19 protein-coding genes are annotated in these 15564 nt (G+C 54.9%); 6 read left to right on the top strand and 13 right to left on the bottom strand.

Features of this window, described 5'->3' with window-relative positions:
* The first annotated feature begins 197 nt into the window (after window positions 1-197).
* Window positions 198-578, top strand: coding sequence for a fluoride efflux transporter CrcB (gene crcB / locus ACETPC_RS12585; RefSeq protein ID WP_380181854.1), 381 nt, complete (start codon window positions 198-200; stop codon window positions 576-578).
* 10 nt (window positions 579-588) lie between these two features.
* Here crcB and ACETPC_RS12580 read toward each other — a convergent pair whose 3' ends face one another.
* A complete protein-coding gene (locus tag ACETPC_RS12580; protein WP_380181853.1) occupies window positions 589-1371 on the bottom strand; it encodes a hypothetical protein in 783 nt (260 codons plus the stop codon).
* Between the two features lie 93 nt (window positions 1372-1464).
* Window positions 1465-2913, bottom strand: coding sequence for a sugar porter family MFS transporter (locus ACETPC_RS12575; protein ID WP_380181852.1), 1449 nt, complete (start codon window positions 2911-2913; stop codon window positions 1465-1467).
* Window positions 2914-3174: 261 nt separating this feature from the next.
* On the opposite strand from ACETPC_RS12575, the gene iraP reads away from it, so the two are divergent.
* Together iraP and ACETPC_RS12565 are read left to right on the top strand one after the other, a co-directional pair.
* Complete coding sequence (gene iraP / locus ACETPC_RS12570; RefSeq protein WP_380181851.1) at window positions 3175-3465, top strand: anti-adapter protein IraP; 291 nt, start codon at window positions 3175-3177, stop codon at window positions 3463-3465.
* Window positions 3466-3486: 21 nt separating this feature from the next.
* Entirely contained in the window at window positions 3487-3963 is a 477-nt protein-coding gene (locus ACETPC_RS12565; RefSeq protein ID WP_380181850.1) for a DUF1348 family protein, read from the top strand.
* Between the two features lie 210 nt (window positions 3964-4173).
* Here ACETPC_RS12565 and ACETPC_RS12560 read toward each other — a convergent pair whose 3' ends face one another.
* Window positions 4174-4374, bottom strand: a complete 201-nt coding sequence (locus tag ACETPC_RS12560) for a hypothetical protein (RefSeq protein WP_380181849.1) — start codon at window positions 4372-4374, stop codon at window positions 4174-4176.
* Between the two features lie 136 nt (window positions 4375-4510).
* Window positions 4511-4765 carry an exopolysaccharide production protein YjbE gene (yjbE, locus tag ACETPC_RS12555; protein WP_380181848.1) on the bottom strand — a complete coding sequence of 85 codons (255 nt, stop codon included), beginning with the start codon at window positions 4763-4765 and terminating at the stop codon, window positions 4511-4513.
* A gap of 583 nt (window positions 4766-5348) precedes the next feature.
* On the opposite strand from yjbE, the gene ACETPC_RS12550 reads away from it, so the two are divergent.
* A complete protein-coding gene (locus ACETPC_RS12550) occupies window positions 5349-5579 on the top strand; it encodes a hypothetical protein (RefSeq protein WP_380181847.1) in 231 nt (76 codons plus the stop codon).
* Between the two features lie 67 nt (window positions 5580-5646).
* On the opposite strand, the gene ACETPC_RS12545 is transcribed toward ACETPC_RS12550, so the two are convergent.
* Both ACETPC_RS12545 and ACETPC_RS12540 read right to left on the bottom strand, forming a co-directional pair.
* A complete protein-coding gene (locus ACETPC_RS12545; RefSeq protein WP_380181846.1) occupies window positions 5647-6663 on the bottom strand; it encodes an acyltransferase in 1017 nt (338 codons plus the stop codon).
* 111 nt (window positions 6664-6774) lie between these two features.
* On the bottom strand, window positions 6775-7011 hold the full coding sequence (locus tag ACETPC_RS12540; protein WP_380181845.1) for a hypothetical protein: 237 nt from the start codon (window positions 7009-7011) through the stop codon (window positions 6775-6777).
* A 235-nt stretch (window positions 7012-7246) separates the two neighbouring features.
* Here ACETPC_RS12540 and ACETPC_RS12535 point away from each other — a divergent pair, with 235 nt between their 5' ends.
* Both ACETPC_RS12535 and ACETPC_RS12530 read left to right on the top strand, forming a co-directional pair.
* Entirely contained in the window at window positions 7247-7408 is a 162-nt protein-coding gene (locus tag ACETPC_RS12535) for a hypothetical protein (protein WP_380181844.1), read from the top strand.
* A 232-nt stretch (window positions 7409-7640) separates the two neighbouring features.
* Window positions 7641-7835 carry a hypothetical protein gene (locus ACETPC_RS12530; protein WP_380181843.1) on the top strand — a complete coding sequence of 65 codons (195 nt, stop codon included), beginning with the start codon at window positions 7641-7643 and terminating at the stop codon, window positions 7833-7835.
* 33 nt (window positions 7836-7868) lie between these two features.
* Here the strand turns inward: ACETPC_RS12530 and ACETPC_RS12525 are convergent, their stop codons facing one another.
* From ACETPC_RS12525 to ACETPC_RS12495, 7 genes are all read right to left on the bottom strand, one after another.
* Entirely contained in the window at window positions 7869-9440 is a 1572-nt protein-coding gene (locus tag ACETPC_RS12525; protein WP_380181842.1) for an ABC transporter substrate-binding protein, read from the bottom strand.
* A gap of 143 nt (window positions 9441-9583) precedes the next feature.
* The gene (locus tag ACETPC_RS12520) at window positions 9584-10246 is read right to left on the bottom strand and encodes an ABC transporter ATP-binding protein (RefSeq protein ID WP_380182222.1); all 663 of its coding nucleotides are present in this window, start codon (window positions 10244-10246) and stop codon (window positions 9584-9586) included.
* Window positions 10239-11117, bottom strand: coding sequence for an ABC transporter ATP-binding protein (locus ACETPC_RS12515; protein ID WP_380181841.1), 879 nt, complete (start codon window positions 11115-11117; stop codon window positions 10239-10241). Before ACETPC_RS12515 ends, ACETPC_RS12520 begins: the two co-directional genes overlap by 8 nt.
* On the bottom strand, window positions 11077-11937 hold the full coding sequence (locus ACETPC_RS12510; protein WP_380181840.1) for an ABC transporter permease: 861 nt from the start codon (window positions 11935-11937) through the stop codon (window positions 11077-11079). Before ACETPC_RS12510 ends, ACETPC_RS12515 begins: the two co-directional genes overlap by 41 nt.
* Window positions 11934-12986 (bottom strand): ABC transporter permease, encoded by a 1053-nt coding sequence (locus ACETPC_RS12505; protein WP_380181839.1) that lies wholly within the window; start codon window positions 12984-12986, stop codon window positions 11934-11936. Before ACETPC_RS12505 ends, ACETPC_RS12510 begins: the two co-directional genes overlap by 4 nt.
* The gene (locus tag ACETPC_RS12500) at window positions 12986-14551 is read right to left on the bottom strand and encodes an ABC transporter substrate-binding protein (RefSeq protein ID WP_380181838.1); all 1566 of its coding nucleotides are present in this window, start codon (window positions 14549-14551) and stop codon (window positions 12986-12988) included. The genes ACETPC_RS12505 and ACETPC_RS12500 overlap by 1 nt, the downstream gene beginning before the upstream one ends.
* A 135-nt stretch (window positions 14552-14686) precedes the next feature.
* Window positions 14687-15355 carry a CPBP family intramembrane glutamic endopeptidase gene (locus ACETPC_RS12495; RefSeq protein ID WP_380181837.1) on the bottom strand — a complete coding sequence of 223 codons (669 nt, stop codon included), beginning with the start codon at window positions 15353-15355 and terminating at the stop codon, window positions 14687-14689.
* Between the last annotated feature and the right edge of the window lie 209 nt (window positions 15356-15564).

The raw sequence follows: 15564 nt of genomic DNA, 5'->3' as shown, positions 1-15564 counted from the left end.
TAAAAATCAGTAAATTCATATTGCTGGGGCTGGCGGCAGCCTTGCAAAAACGCGGCGGGCTGATTAGGCTGAGCAACCTGGCGCACTGACTTTTCCAGCCGTCCTGTACGCAAAAGGCTGATATCGCGCTCTTTTAACCAAAAGGCTGGCGTGTTGGGTTCGTCGCGTAATCCTCGTCATTTTTACTGAGAAAGCCAATGCTTAAACCCCTGATCGCCCTGATTATCGGCGCTTCCGCTGGCTGTATTATCCGCTGGTTACTGGCGGTTCGGCTTAATTCGCTGTTTCCGAGCCTGCCGCCAGGCACGCTGCTGGTGAATCTGCTGGGCGGCTTTATTATCGGTGCCGCGATGGCCTGGTTCTTACGCAATCCGCAGGTCGATCCCTTCTGGAAACTGCTGATCACTACAGGGCTATGCGGCGGCATGACGACTTTTTCTACCTTTTCACTGGAAATCGTCACGCTAATGCAGGCCGGTAATTATCTGTGGGCAATGCTCTCTGTGCTAACCCACGTGGCCGGTTCACTGCTGATGACCTTCGCGGGATTCTGGTTAGTCACGTTACTGATGGGCTAGAATCCGTTGCCTATTGCGGCGGCTGCTCTTCATCTTCTTCACTGTCGAAAGCCAGCGCGCTGGCGCTGGCCGCGTCAAACAGCGACAGGCTTTCGATCTGATCCAGCAAAATGACCTTGCGGAAAGCCATCGCGGATTTAGGCTCTGAATCCAGCGTGATATTGTGCTCCGCATACCACTTGCTGTAGTTATGCTCCACACAAAGATTTAGCGTCTTGCCATCGCGATAGCCGCTCAGCATCGGGATTAATACGATGTTCGCAGTATTTTCCGTTTCGTACGAAGCGGTATGGATCATACCGATATAAATACGGCGCGACTTCAGCGTCACCCAGGCCAGCTCGCCTTCTTCCATACATTGAAAAAGCAGCCCTTCGACGCCGTTCGAGCGTGAAAGCTCTTTATAAAGCTTCTTACGGCCCGTACTGTTTAACCGGGCGCTACCTGACCAGTTAGAGCGGTAAAGGCAAAACAGCACGGCGAAAGAGAGCATTACTACCACCGGCGCCTGGATGCCGAGAAAGCTCCAGTTCATAAACTCCATTTGCCAGTTGTAATGGTGGCCGCCTGACAGTTCAGGCAGGACATTGAGTAAGGAAGAGCAGGCAAGCAGCACAAGCCAGGCCAGCGCGGTGGCGATAACGCCCTGAAGAACAAAGATACAGCCGTAGAGAGCAACCAGAAAATAGACGTCCCAGCCAAAAGAACGTTTAATTTTAAAGCGGGTAGAGAGGTCGCGACTGGTGTACCAGTAGCCGCAGACCATTAAAACCATAAATATCGCCGTTCCCATCTCAGGCCTCTTTATTCATTTATGCCAGCCTGGCAGGCTCAGGCTGGTTTATCTGTCAGAATAGTACTGAACGCGCCCTCCCTGGCGCTGCGCTTAGCTGCCCGTCTGCGGAGCAGGGTCGTCCTGAAGGTGCTTTTTAAAATGTTTTTCGATCTGCTCCAGCGTTTTCCCCTGCGTTTCCGGGGCGAAGAGCACGGCGAAAATACCGCCTGCAATGCCGATAGCCGCAAAGGCAAAGAAGGTGTTGGTCAGGCCGAAGGTTTCCAGCAGCATCGGGAAAAGAAACGCGATGGAAAAATTGGTCATCTGCATGGCGAAAACCGAAACGCCGTTAGCCATACCGCGGATGCGCATCGGGAACATTTCCGACAGCAGCAGCCAGGTTACCGGCGACAGCGCACCCTGTTGGAAGCAAAGGAAGATCAGCATGCCTGCCAGCACCAGATAGCTGCGCAGCACGTCGGGATGCCCATCGACCGTTTCCGGCATCAGCCAGGTCAGCAGACCAATTGCCAGCAGCGTACAGGTACAGCCAATCTGGCCGGTCAGCAGCAGCGGACGACGGCCAAAGCGGCTCAGCAACATTATGCCGACAAAAGTCATAATCACGGAAATCACGCCGTTGGCGATAGTCGCCAGCAGTGAAGCATTGGTGCCCAGGCCGGTAGCCTGCAACATAGTTGGCGCGTAGAACATAATGGTATTAACGCCGGATAGCTGTTGCAGCATAGCCACGCCAATACCCAGCGCCACCAGGCGTTTCATCCAGGTTGAAATCGTTTTCTTACGGCGCGCGTTTTTCTCACTTTTGGAGGACATAGATTTGCGGATCTCGCCCATCTCTTTTTCCACCACGCGCGAATGGCGCGTGCGCTCCAGCACGTCGCGCGCTTCGCGATAGCGGCCGTGCATGGCATACCAGCGCGGCGTATCGGGCAGAAACAGCATACCGACCCACAGGATCACTGCCGGTACACAGGCCACGCCGAGCATCCAGCGCCAGGTGGTTTCGCCGCCCCAGATTTCGTTAATCGCGGCGTTGCTGGTGTAGGCAATCAGCTGGCCGGAAACAATCATCAGCTCCTGTAGCGTCACGAACTGCCAGCGGCGGTTTGCCGGGACTATCTCCGCGATATAGACAGGAACAATGGCTGCCGCGCCGCCGACCGCCAGGCCGAGGATAAAGCGGAAGCTAATCATCATTTCAACGTTCGGCGCGGTGGCGCAGCCCAGCGAGCCAACCATAAAGATCAGCGCCATCACCAGGATGATTTTTTTACGCCCGAAGCGATCCGCCACGCGTCCGGCGAAGATAGCGCCGATCGCCGATCCCAGGATCAAAAAGCTGGTGACCATGCCGGTAGTCAACGAGGTCAGATGCAGATCGTGTTTCATAAAGAGCAGAGCACCGGCGATAACACCGGTGTCATAGCCGAACAGTAAACCGCCCAGCGTAGCGATAAACGCGATAACTTTTACCAAAGGTTCGGTCGATGTACCCGCTTTGGTGCCGGCTGTCCCGCCGTTTGAGGTTTCAGTCACAAGTAACTCCCTTGCCAATGTTATTATTTTGATGTGATAAGGATCACAGGATTAAATCTACTCCACCGCGGGCATTTAGCCAGGCGAAACGCGAAATATTGTGGGGTAAAGGCATCAAAACGGCGCTTCTGTTTATAAAATGAGCCATAAAGGAGAAAAAAGCCGTGCAAACTGCGGTAAACGCCCTTCGGCCGCCGTTTCAGTTTGCTCGTTTCGGAACCCGATGGTAATTTCTGGAATAATCTATTTCGGGGATAAACTATGAAGCAGTTAGTAATCGATATTTTAATGAAAATAGCCAAGGTTGAAGTGGACGCAAAAGAGCTGACGGCGCAGGTAGAAGCGCAGTCGCTGCTGGTGGCGGCCCTGATACTGACTGCCGGAAAGGGCGACGGCGCTGCAACGATATCTGAAAACATCCAGAACGCCATTATGGCGGCAACCACCTCGGGGAATAATTTCCTGCAAACCGACGTCGATTTGCTGCTTACCCACGTTAACCGACTGCTGGCGGTCACCCGCTATGTGGATGAAAAAGCCGAGGCGCAGTAACGCGCCGACAGGAGAAAACTGATGAGCGAAGCAGAACGCCGTTTGCCGCTGCCGCCTTTTACGCGCGAAACGGCAATAGAAAAAGTTCGTCTGGCGGAGGATGGCTGGAACAGCCGCAATCCGCAAAAAGTGGCGTTGGCCTACACGGCAGATACGCAGTGGCGTAACCGGGCAGAATTTATCAACGGTCGCGCCGAGGCCGAGGCCTTTCTGACCCGTAAGTGGGCGAAAGAGCTGGATTATCGCTTAATCAAAGAGCTGTGGGCCTTTGATGGCAACCGTATTGCGGTACGCTATGCCTATGAGTGGCATGACGATTCCGGCAACTGGTTCCGCTCTTACGGCAACGAGAACTGGGAGTTTGACGAAAACGGCCTGATGAGCAAGCGCTATGCCTGCCTTAACGATTTGCCGATTCAGGAAAGCGAGCGCAAATACCACTGGCCTTTGGGCCGCCGTCCGGACGAGCATCCCGGTCTTAGTGAGCTGGGACTTTAGCTGCCTGCCACTTTAAAACCCGGCGGTCGATCGGGCCGCCATTCCCTTCTGCGAAAGCGGCCCAATGCTGTAGACTGACCTTTATATGAAGAGCGATGCCGCTACTGCAAGAGGCAACTTGCGCTTTTAGTGAATAATTATTCATTTGTATAATATTTATATTCTTCGCTCGGCCTGAGTGAATTTCAGAAAAAAAACGATTTGAGTTAACTAATTCACTTTAGTGGTTTCACTATTGTGATCGCGCCAGACCTCACCACACAGTAAAACGGCAGCGGGGCGACGCTCATGAATACGATCAGCCATGCGCTCGCAGGCCGCGCGCGTCGGGAAAATATGCTCGGACACGGGTAAAGCGTCACAGGCGTCGTGACCGCAGGCGCTAACCAGTAAAACGAAGCCGATTAACATAGCTCCCTCCGTTGTAAAACCAAATCAGTCCCAAAGTATAGGTGAAAAGCGAGGCGGTCGACGGACGCCGCTCGCAGGGAGCGGCGTTTCAGGCATGCTGAAGAGGCGGATGGCCCGCAGGAAAAGGCCGTCTGAATTAGTGGGCCATAGTTGACGTGGTAGTGGTGGTAGTCGTACCGGTGCTGGAGCCGTCGCCGCCGCCGCCCATGGTCGCCAGAGCGATGCCCAGCAGCGCGCCCACGGCGCCAACGCCCACGGCATTAGAGTTGCCGCTGGAAATAGTAGTTGCTTCACTACCGGCAGCGACGCCAGCGGCTTCCGCAGGTGCGGCAAAAGCGCTGTTGCTGCCAGCTAACATCAGAAACAGCGCGGTTGCGGTGATTATTTTCATTATAGTTTTCCTCTGGCTTTAAACAGGTGTTGGTGCCGGAAAGCATAGTTTTAATCTCTTGTGTTGCAAATAGCGACAAAACGCTCTTTTTACTGTTTTTCTATTTAATATTGGCGTAAATAGATCCAGCTATTACCAGAGTAAAAAGATAAAAACAAAATATCAGCTACGGCATCCGTATAGCGCTATGGCAGACAATAAGGGGCTATAAGGCTTAATCTAAGATTAATCTCAATCTTTATTTTTAGGTTGCATCCTGATTAAAAACCAGGATTGGCTATAAATCAGATCCAGGTTAATAAAGAGTTGTTGCGCTTTTTTCGGAATAAACGATCGCGAAAAAATTTTGCCGTTGGCTAAAAGGTCACCATAAAACAAATTTCATCAGCAAAAAGTATGTCTCGATATTTTTTCTGGTTAACAAGTATGAATAAGCCTGGGCGATTAAGTCTGTTGCATGATGATTTTATTACGAAAAGAGGAAAATAGCGGCGGGATAAGATTAATCAGATTAAAAAACTCTGAGATGGCAATCTCTACGCTCTCTGCCAGACTTAAAGTTTACCCGCAACAGGAGGAGAGAATGACCATAGATCACGATCTACTGACTTCGAGCGATGAGGAAGTTTGTACCATTATTGGTAAAGCGGTGGTTGACCTGAGCGTAACCGGGCAGCCTGTCAATAAGGCTACGCTGGCGTTGAAATTACTGGCGATGGCGGATCAGGATGGTGATGAAGAGAGGATCCTGCTTTACTGGATTGCCCGCAGAGCAATCAACCAGCCGGATAAGTTTGCTGCGGCAAGCTACTAAATGTCCCTGGCTTCCCGATAGTTTGTCGGAAGAACGGCCGCTCACGGCAGCGGCCGTTTTTAAATCCTCAGGTAATGCGGCGCACCCAGGGTAACAGCCTGAGTAGCCAGGTTACGCCGGCCGAGAGCACAAAACAGAGCAGCGCAACGGCCGGGATAGTCAGCATGGATAAGTAGCCTTCAAACTCAATATGCAGCAGCTTCAGCAGCGTCTCCAGGATCATCAGATGGACAAAAAAGATCCCCAGGCTCAGACGCGAAAGGCTTTGAATCAAACATCTGGCCCGCCTGCTGTAATTTACAGGCGCGTTCAGCAGCATAAAGAAGCAGGCCAGCGATACCACCACTATAGTTGGCGCTGAATAGAACAGGAAAATTTGGTTGGGCGCAAAGGTGCTGATTGAGAGCGAATAGGTCATTACCGCTGTCAGAACGGCAGACAAAATAAAGATGATGCCTGAAATTACTACCTTGGGATTAATATCAAAACGTCGGGCTACGCCGCCGATAATATAAAACCCGGAAAGATACACCACCATATCTATGTTGCTGGGTGTAGGGACGGCATGACCTTCCAGCAGGTTTGCCTTAACGTTATCAAACAGCATATACACTGAAGCCAGCACGAACCAGACTGTCACCGTGTAATTAACGCGCTGCTGGCTGCCGTTCTGAATAAAAGTATTCAGCAGCGGCGTCACCAGATAAAGCAGGATCATCGTATAAATAAACCACAGATGCGGGTAGGCGGGCGTGCTCAACAGCTCCAGTACGCTAACCGGCGTGGTATCCGCGTTGATCGTTTTATTATAAATAATATAAACGATCGACCAGAAGATCAGCGGGATCACCAAATCCAGCACGCGCGTTTTCAGCGTGCTGAGCAGAGATTCATTTTTATTTAAGGAAACATAGCCGGCGATAAGTAAAAAAAGCGGAAAAGCGATACGTCCGAGCGCTTCGTACATCACGGAAACCGACCAGGCCTGATGAAAATAGCTGAAGGGGATCGCCGCCGTATGCAGCAAAATAACCAGCCAGGTCGCCACCAGCGTCAGCAGCTTGATATTCATTTTTTTCAACACTTAACTCCTTGTCAGGAAGCGCAATCGGACGCGAGCAGTCAGATTATAGCCATTCGGCTAAAGGTAACATACTCCGTCGCGCAGACGTATCTCCGGACAGGAAAAAAGCGCTCAGGTGCGGTGCGAGGCCGCCTCTATAGTTAACGTAGCAGGACAAAGTTCGTTGGGTTTTACCACGCGGTACTCGGCCTGGCCCTGGTGAATATACATGCAGGCTCGTCCTGCGGCGCCGCCGTCCTGCTCCTGAGAAAGACCCAGCGTCACTTTTTCAGCCTGGGCGGCGATCGGTAGCAGCACAGCAAAAAGCGCTGGCGCGACCAGGGTAATAAGATTGCTCAATCCATTCATAATAAACTGCCAAAAGTTAATAGGGAGAGTCGGCTCTGCTTTTGCGGGGCACTGCCAGCTATAAACAATGACGTTAGCGCTCCGGCACGGCGGCCCGCAAGCTCTGGCGCATAATATCGGAAGAAGCCTGGAACAATCTGTTAGAAAACTCTCAATATAGCTGGCTGTGATCTGTATTGATTTTCTTCAGGAAAGGCGTTGTGAATCAGTGGGTTTATAGATTAGCGGGAAAAATTTGGCAAAAATCAAAGGCGTTTCAGGGCCAGAAGAGGATGGGATTGTGCAGGAAAAAAATAAATTTGGCTTAGCGGGGAAAAAATTGCCTCGGGAAGTGGGAAACCCTACTGCACTTCCTGAGGCTATGCAAATGCATAATACGTTACGGACTGAAATGTAGACTTTTTTAACGCCTTGTACAAGTTTTATTTGAAACCTGTACAATTCGCTGTTAATGCATAGTTATGCAGATGCGCTCAGGGAAAGCGCAGCCGATTTTATGCGTTGCCAGCGGGGCGGATTGGTAAAAAACTTGCGGCAGCAGCGGGCCTCTTACGAGCAGGGAAAATTTTCTGCCGCAGGTCGTGAAAGTTGTTAAAATTGTGCTTTATCCCTTTTTCACGGAAGCCGCTATGTCATCTGAAATCGCTCATCCTTCAAGCAGCCCTAAGCAGGCCGCGCTCCAGCTGGTTATTGAACTGGTTCGCGCCGGCAAGCTCAGCCCGATGCAGGGTGACGCATCGAATATGATCTCTATTTACGAGCAGTTCAAAGCGCATTTTGAGTCCGATAAGCATAAACACTCTTCCGACTCCGCTATTTCCTGATCTGCAGCGGGCGGTCGATCGCCCGCTTCACGCCTAAAGCTTACTTACCCGATCGTAATAAAGCATGCTCACACCGATGCTCTGCTGCGCGCCCTGAACATTACTGCGTAAACCTACCAGCTTCTGTCCCTGAAGCGTAATCACGTAGGGTGAGTCCTGCTGAATTTGTGTTTGTAGCTGCTGATAAAGCGCGTTGCGTTTCCGCGCATCGCTTTGCGCAGCGGCGTCCCGCGTCTCCTGACTTAGCTGTGGAATCGTCCAGCCCAGCCGCCAGGCCAGGGTTTTCGGACCGCCGGGCACGTTATAAGCAAAGGCGCTGGCGTTGGTGTTAGGATCGATATAGTCCGCGCCCCAGTAAATAAAGATCGACTGGAAATCCCGTCCGCGCATTTTCCCCCAAAGTTCGGCTTCCGCCACCGGCTGAATGGCAATTTGAATATCCGCTTTGGCAAAGCTGGCCTGTAGCGCCTGCGCTATCTCAGTATAGGGCGGCTGGTTGACTATGGTCAGCGCAAAGCGGGTGCCGGGCCTGATGCCGCCCTGCTGCAAAATCGCTTTCGCCTTAGCTAAATCGTAATGAAAGGGCTGGTTCTCCAGTGCGCCGTCGAAACCCTGCGGCAAGAAGCTTTGATGCACCTGATACTGGCCTTTCAACAGCTGCTGTGAGATAGCCTGATAATCCACCAGCCAGCGCGCTGCCTGCCACAGCGCAGGGTTGCCTAAAGCAGGCTGCTGTTTGTCCTGGGTATTGAAGCCGAGATAGTAAACCAGGCTGGATGGGAAGCTGGCGACTTTAACGTCCGGCTGATTTTTCAGCGCCGCAAACTGATCTGCGCCTAAATCGTAGGCAACATCGGCGTCACCCTGTTGCAGCAGCAGGCGGCGCGATCCCGCATCGGCCACGCCTTTCAGGATCACCCGTTTTAACTTTGGCTCCGGCACGGCATGGCTATTTTCTTCCAGCACCAGCGCCTGCTGCGGCACGAAATTGCGGATGCTGTAAGCGCCGCCGCCCGCAGAATGGGTACGCAGCCAGCCGTTGCCGTAATCGTTATTAGCGGCGTGCTGTTCGGCGAGCTTACGATCGACGACCGAGGCCACCGGCGCGGTCAGCAAGCGCAGCGCCAGATCGCGGCCGATAGCGGCAGGCCAGCGGATCTCGACCTGGCCGTCGCCGCGCCGGATCAACTGCTGGTCGATGTTTTCAGGCGTCCAGCCGAATTCGGCCAGGATAAACGAAGGCGTTTTGTTGAGTTTGACCACGCGGCTTAGTGACCAAATCACATCGTCAGCGGTGACCGGATTGCCGCTGGCGAAGGTCGCGCCCGGCTTCAGCGTAAACACCAGGCTATGCTCGCCTTCACCGGGCTGCCAGGATGCAGCCAGCTGCGGCGCAAGCTTCGTGGGCTCGTTGATATCGGCATCCACCAGTTTCTGATAAAGGTTGATCAAACTGCTGCTGCTGACGGCTTCAAAACTTTCCGCCGGATCGAAACTGATAATGCCATCCAGAGGAATAGCCACGATCAGCGTATCGGCTGGCGTAGCCGCATAAGCCTGCGCGGCGAACAGGCTGGCGAAAACAACAGAGGCAATCTTGCGCATTGGCTTATCCTGAGTAGAGAGTTATCAGGACTATAGGAGGAAAAATAGCGCGAGGAAATGCGAATTCCGGCAAGGGTTAGCAGTTTAAGAGCTTAGCCAGATCAAGCGCTTATGGCTGAACACCGGGTTCAGCCATTGCCGGTTTACAGGATGTGACCACGCTCCATTCTTACTGCGCGATCGCACATATGATCGATCACGTCCGGGTCATGACTCACCAGTACCATGGTCAGCTTATCCTGCTGCTTGAGGTTGTTAAGCAGATTAAGGATTTCAGCCTGAACCGACATATCCAGCGCGGAGGTCGGCTCATCCAGCAGCAGAATTTTCGGCTCCAGCAGCAGCGCCCGTACTATCGCGACGCGCTGACGCTGGCCGCCGGAAAGCTGATGGGGATAGCGATCGGCCAGCGCCGGATCCAGACCGACATGACGGAAACCCTGATCGATGCGATCGTTGATATCACGCACTTTAAGCAGCTTCAACGGCTCCGACAGCGTGCGGCGCAGCCTGTGGCGAGGGTGTAGCGAGGCGTAGGGATCCTGGAATACCATCTGCACATCGCGACGCAGCTGACCGGTAAAAGGTTTGCCCGGCGCAGCCTGATGCCCGGCCAGCTTCATTTCGCCCTGCCAGTTGGGATTCAGACCCGCCATCACCCACAGCAGCGACGATTTGCCGCAGCCGGAAGGGCCGACCAGGCCAAAGCACTCGCCAGCCGCCACCTGAAGCGACACATTGTGCACCACGGTACGCTGCTCGTAGCCCTGACGATGTGCGACGCTAAGGTTTTGCAGATCAATCATGTTCACGGTAAGCCTCCAGCGCGGCGCGATCCAGCGTCGGCAGCGGTTTGCCCTGCGTCGCTTTACTCGGTCTGCACGACCATAGCGTACGGGTATAAGGATGCGTGGCCTGCGGCAAATTAGCGGCGGGCAGCGTATCCAGAATATTGCCCTGATACATCACCATCACGCGCTCGCAGTGTTCGGAAACCTGCTGCAAATCGTGGCTGATCAGCAGCAGGCCCATATTGCGCTCCTCTACCAGACGGCGGATTAGCGCCAGCACCTGATCGCGCATGGCGTGATCCAGCGCGGAGGTCGGTTCATCGGCAATTAAAAACTGCGGGTCGGCAATCAGCGCGATAGCCAGCATGACGCGCTGGCCCATGCCGCCGGAAAGCTGGTGAGGGTAGCGCTGCATCAGCTGCGCTGGCTGCGGCAGGCCAACTGCATCCAGCATTTCGCAAACCTTCTCTTTGATCTCCGCGCGGCTAAAACGGCCATGCAGTTTGAGCGGTTCCGCCACCTGCCAGCCGATAGTGCGCATCGGATTCAGGGCGTACTTCGGATCCTGCATCACCATTGCCAGCTTGCTGCCGCGTAGCTGGCTCCAGCGGCGTTCGCTCAGCGCCAGCGCGTTTTCGCCCGCCACGCTGAGGCTTGAAGCCTGTAAATGCAGGGAAGGCGAAAGCAGGCCCATCAGGCTGCGCGCGGTCAGCGATTTGCCGGAGCCGGACTCGCCCACCAGCGCCACGCGCTCGCGGCCCAGGGTAAAGCTGATGTTTTTAACCAGCGGCGCGCCCGCCGCGCTGCTGATGGTCAGGTTTTCCGCCACGACCAGCGGCGTAGAATCAGTTGGCATTTCGGGTATCCAGTCGGTCACGCAGGCCATCGCCCGTCAGGTTAAAGGCCAGGCTGGCAAAAAGGATCGCGCCGCCCGGCGCGGCGGCTACCCACCACTGGTCAAAAATGACCTTGCTGCCTTCGGCGACCATAGAGCCCCATTCCGCCGTCGGCGGCTGCACGCCCATGCCAAGAAAGCCGAGACCGGCCGCCGAAAGGATGATACCGCCAAGGCTCAACGCGGCGCGTACCACGGCGCTTGGCAGGCAAAGCGGCAGAATATGGCCGAACATCAGGCGCAGGCCGTTGATGCCCTGCATCCTGGCCGCGGCCAGATAGTCGCTGCGGCGCAGCGCCAGGGTTTCGGCACGCGCCTGGCGGGCAAAGGGCGGCCAGCTGGTTAAAGCCAGCGCCAGCGCGCCGTTCAGCAAGCCAGGGCCAAGCATCGCTACCAGCGCCAGCGCAATCACCAGGTTTGGCAGCGAAAGGAAGATGTCGGTAATGCGCATCAAAACGCGTTCCGTCCAGCCACCCAGATAACCGGCGGAGATGCCGACCAGCATACCTACGGGAATAGTCAGCAGCAGGATCAGTGACACCAGCAGCAGAGTAGGGCGCGAGCCATAGATCACGCGCGACAGCAGATCGCGGCCAAAGCCGTCGGTGCCCAGCCAGTGCGCGGCGGAAGGCGGCAGCAGGCGCGCCGAGATAATCTGCGCGTTGGGATCGAAAGGCGCCAGCAGCGGCGCGAATAGCGCAGCCAGCAGCAAAATAGCCACCAGCGTACCGCCAATAGCCAGCGAAGTGACGCGCGGACGGCGACGTCGGCGCGGCGCGGCGATTTCAATATCGGTAAGATTTTGCGTCATCGGGTTCTCGGATCGGTGAGATAAGTTAACGCATCCGCCAGCGCGTTCAGCAGAATAAAGCAGCCGCCGATCAGCAGCGTCGAGCCGAGGATGGCTGGCGTATCGGAGGCGAACAGCGCCGTGGTCATATAGCGGCCGACGCCGGGCCAGGCGAACACGGTTTCGGTCAGTACTGAGCCCTCCAGCAGCGTGGCATAAGAGAGTGCCAGCACGGTAATCAGCGTACCGCGTACGTTAGGAAAAACGTGCAGCAGCAGGATACGACCACGGCTGGCGCCTTTGGCGCGAGCGAGCGTCACATATTCCTTACTGCTCTCTTCCAGCAGCGCGGCACGCAGCAGGCGGGTAATGCCCGCCATCGCCAGCAGGCCCAGCACCACTACCGGCAGCCACAGGTGCGCGATAGCATTGCGGAACATTTCGCGGTCGCCGGAAAGCCAGCTATCGACCAATACCAGGCCGGTTTTCGGCTCCAGCGTATAGACCCAGATATCATCCAGGCGGCCCGGCCCCGCTGACCAGTGCAGCACGGCGTAAAACAGCAGCAGCCCCAGCAGGCCCAGCCAAAATACCGGCACCGAATAGCCGAGCAGAGAAATCAGGCGCGCAAGATTATCCACCAGGCTGCCTGGTTTCCAGGCGGCGACCAGCGCCAGCAGAATGCCGAAAAAGGCACCGAAAAGCATTGCGCAGGTCGCCAGCTCGATAGTGGCCGGGAAAGTGCGCTGGAGATCGCTGGCTACAGAAGAATTGGTCAGGCGCGAGATACCCAGATCGCCTTGCGCGAGGTGCGCCACGTAGTGCCAAAATTGCATCAGCAGCGGCTGATCCAGGCCCAAATCACGTCTTACCTGAGCGTAGGTCGATTCGCTGGCGTGATCGCCTGCAATTTGCAGAACGGGATCCACTGGCGAAAGGTGTGAAAGCATAAAGGTAAAGGCGAGCAGGCCAAGCAGCGTCACCAGCAGCGAGATCAGTCCGGTAGCCAGACGGCCGCTGCGCAGCCAAAACAGCCGGGCGAACCCGGCTTCAGCGGTAAAACGCGCCATTACTTACTGACCTGGTTGTAATAAACCATATCCGGGTTGATGCCCTGCACGTAGCCTTGCAGGTTAGCGCGCAGCGCAATCAGGTTACGCGCCTGCAGGCCGATAACGTATGGCGAATTTTTCTGCACTTCGCGCTGTAGGTTTTCGTACAGCTTGATGCGCTTAGCTTTATCGCTTTCTGCCGTGGCCGCCAGCGTCTGCTTGTTCAGTTCAGGGATATGCCAGTTAGAGCGCCATGCCAGCGTGGTGCTGCCGTTCTCCGGGTTATAGGCGAAAGCAGAAGCATTGGTATTAGGATCGAAATAGTCCGCGCCCCACGCATTCAGCGTTGCCTGATACTGGTGCGCTTTTACCGATGTTGCGACTTCGGTACTGATGCCAGGGATCAGCTCAACCTTAACGCCGCCGCGGGCGAAGCTCGCCTGCAACGCCTGGGCGATATCCAGATAAGGCGGCTGGTTGCTGACGCTTAGCTTGAAGCTGACGTTTTTCAGGCCCGCCTTCGCCAGAATTGCTTTGGCTTTTTCAGGGTCAAAGGTGTAGGGATTATCGTTCAGCGCGCCCAGGAAGCCCTGCGGCAGGAACGACTGATGCACCTGGAACTGGCCTTTCAGCAAATCGTCGGCGATGCCTTTGTAGTCGAACAGATAGCGCGAAGCTTCCCAGAACGCCGGGTTTTTCAGCGCCGGGCTGGCGTCGATATTGAACTGCATGTAGTAAAGCGACGCCATTGGAATCGCCATCGGCTTCACGTCTGCTTTGCCTTTCAGCGCCGCCATCTGATCGGCACCCAGGTTGCGCGCGATATCCGCATCGCCCTGTTCAAGCAGCAGGCGACGCGCGGCCGGTTCAGGCACGTTTTTAATCAGCACGTTTTTCAGCTTAGGCGCACCCGCTGGCGAAGAGGCGTTGGCGGAAAGCAGCAGCACCTCATGCGGAATATATTTACGGATCTGGTAGGGGCCGCTGCCCGCAGAGTGGGCGACCAGCCAGCTGTTGCCGAAATCGTTTTTCTGCGCGTTAGCCATCACGGTCTTTTCATCAACGATGGAAGAAACCGGCGCGGCCAGCAGGCTCAGCACGTAGGTCGGGCTGACATCTGCCGTCCAGCTAATCTGTACATGCTGGTCGTCGACTTTTTTCAGGTGCGCGTCAACGTTCTCTTTGGTCCAGCCCAGCTGCGTCAGAATAAAAGAGGGATCCAGGTTAAGCTTAACCACGCGCCCTAATGAAAAAATCACATCTTCCGGGCGAACCGCGTTGCCGGAAGAGAATTTAGCGCCATCGCGCAGGGCAAAGGTCAGGCTGCGGTTATCGCTGCCTGGCTGCCAGGAGCTTGCCAGCGTTGGCTGCAAATCGGTGGGATTTTGCGGATCCGGCTGTACCAGACGCTGATAGAGGTTGGTAAACGCCTGTACCGAGGTCAGCTCAAAGCCCTGGGCGGGGTCAAAACTGTTGGCATCGTCGATAGACTGCGCGATCACCAGCGTATCCGGCGGCGTGGCAGCCTGAGCTGCAAAAGAACTTGCCAGCGCGACGGCGATGGCTGGAAGCAGAAGTTTCATGACGTTTCCTTACCCTGTTTTAATTTGGTGGCGAGTGTAGATTACCTGCATACCGGATAAATAGTAGATTATCCGCTATCGATATGCGAATTAGTTATAAGCGAAGCAAAATGGTTATAAAAGCTGAACAATTTTTCAATGGAAAAAGGTCACCCATAACCAGGGCGCAACACCAATAAAGTTATTCAGCATATGTAGCGCTATTGGCAACTTAAGGCCGCCAGAGTAAAAGCGGGCCAGACAGAGCAAAAGAGAAAGCGCCGTCAGCGCAATCAGCGTTTGCAGGTGAACGTACTGGGTATGCAGCCCGGCGAAGATCAGCGAGGTTAACAGCGCGCAGGCGAAACGCTGTTCTGGTAGCGCCGTTATCAGCGCCTGAAGCAAAAAGCCGCGGAAAACTATCTCCTCTACCACAGGCGCCAGCACAATCACCGCCAGTGAAAAAGCGAGGGTGCGCCAGGGCGCGGGCTGTGCGCCGCCGTCGAGCTGCGTGGCCGTCCAGCTTTCCTGCAGCAGCCAAAAAGACTGAGTAAAAATTAGCGCAAGCAGCAGCAGGCTAAATATTATCAGCCCCCGAACGCGCAGCTCGCCCATGGGAATAGTGGCATAGTGGCGGCTGTACCAGCGATAAAGCGGCACCAGCACGCCAAACTCCAGCAGGCAAAGAACCGGCATTAACAGGCCGCTTTCCGTCAGAACCGCATGCAGCGGCAGCATGCCAACTATTAGTGTAATGGCGTACCAGATCAGACAAAAACCCGTACAAAGCAGGGCGTCAGTCGCTTTATCCGTTTGTTGATTCATCAGCGAAATTTTGGAGGGAACGTCAGCGGATGGTAGCAACTGGCCGTAAGCGTGTCGAGACGACAGAATTACTCTGCGCTGCACCTAAATTGTTCAGCTGCCAGGCCGATAGTGCATTAACGATCGCGTCTGGAGGGAAAATGGACCTGCGATTTTCAGATGCCAGTCAGCGGTTCGCGAACAGGAAGCGTTTGTCAGCCTGCTGGACA

The organism is Pantoea sp. sgz302252 (assembly GCF_042610525.1).
Classification (GTDB): domain Bacteria; phylum Pseudomonadota; class Gammaproteobacteria; order Enterobacterales; family Enterobacteriaceae; genus Erwinia.
This window is presented reverse-complemented; position numbering and strand designations above follow the sequence as displayed.

Bases quoted from the DNA above. Each gene is read 5' to 3' on its own strand.
- crcB (WP_380181854.1), top strand. From the start codon at position 198: ATGCTTAAACCCCTGATCGCCCTGATTATCGGCGCTTCCGCTGGCTGT.
- ACETPC_RS12580 (WP_380181853.1), bottom strand. From the start codon at position 1,371: ATGGGAACGGCGATATTTATGGTTTTAATGGTCTGCGGCTACTGGTAC.
- iraP (WP_380181851.1), top strand. From the start codon at position 3,175: ATGAAGCAGTTAGTAATCGATATTTTAATGAAAATAGCCAAGGTTGAA.
- ACETPC_RS12565 (WP_380181850.1), top strand. From the start codon at position 3,487: ATGAGCGAAGCAGAACGCCGTTTGCCGCTGCCGCCTTTTACGCGCGAA.
- ACETPC_RS12560 (WP_380181849.1), bottom strand. From the start codon at position 4,374: ATGTTAATCGGCTTCGTTTTACTGGTTAGCGCCTGCGGTCACGACGCC.
- yjbE (WP_380181848.1), bottom strand. From the start codon at position 4,765: ATGAAAATAATCACCGCAACCGCGCTGTTTCTGATGTTAGCTGGCAGC.
- ACETPC_RS12550 (WP_380181847.1), top strand. From the start codon at position 5,349: ATGACCATAGATCACGATCTACTGACTTCGAGCGATGAGGAAGTTTGT.
- ACETPC_RS12540 (WP_380181845.1), bottom strand. From the start codon at position 7,011: ATGAATGGATTGAGCAATCTTATTACCCTGGTCGCGCCAGCGCTTTTT.
- ACETPC_RS12530 (WP_380181843.1), top strand. From the start codon at position 7,641: ATGTCATCTGAAATCGCTCATCCTTCAAGCAGCCCTAAGCAGGCCGCG.
- ACETPC_RS12525 (WP_380181842.1), bottom strand. From the start codon at position 9,440: ATGCGCAAGATTGCCTCTGTTGTTTTCGCCAGCCTGTTCGCCGCGCAG.
- ACETPC_RS12520 (WP_380182222.1), bottom strand. From the start codon at position 10,246: ATGATTGATCTGCAAAACCTTAGCGTCGCACATCGTCAGGGCTACGAG.
- ACETPC_RS12515 (WP_380181841.1), bottom strand. From the start codon at position 11,117: ATGGCCTGCGTGACCGACTGGATACCCGAAATGCCAACTGATTCTACG.
- ACETPC_RS12510 (WP_380181840.1), bottom strand. From the start codon at position 11,937: ATGACGCAAAATCTTACCGATATTGAAATCGCCGCGCCGCGCCGACGT.
- ACETPC_RS12505 (WP_380181839.1), bottom strand. From the start codon at position 12,986: ATGGCGCGTTTTACCGCTGAAGCCGGGTTCGCCCGGCTGTTTTGGCTG.
- ACETPC_RS12500 (WP_380181838.1), bottom strand. From the start codon at position 14,551: ATGAAACTTCTGCTTCCAGCCATCGCCGTCGCGCTGGCAAGTTCTTTT.
- ACETPC_RS12495 (WP_380181837.1), bottom strand. From the start codon at position 15,355: ATGAATCAACAAACGGATAAAGCGACTGACGCCCTGCTTTGTACGGGT.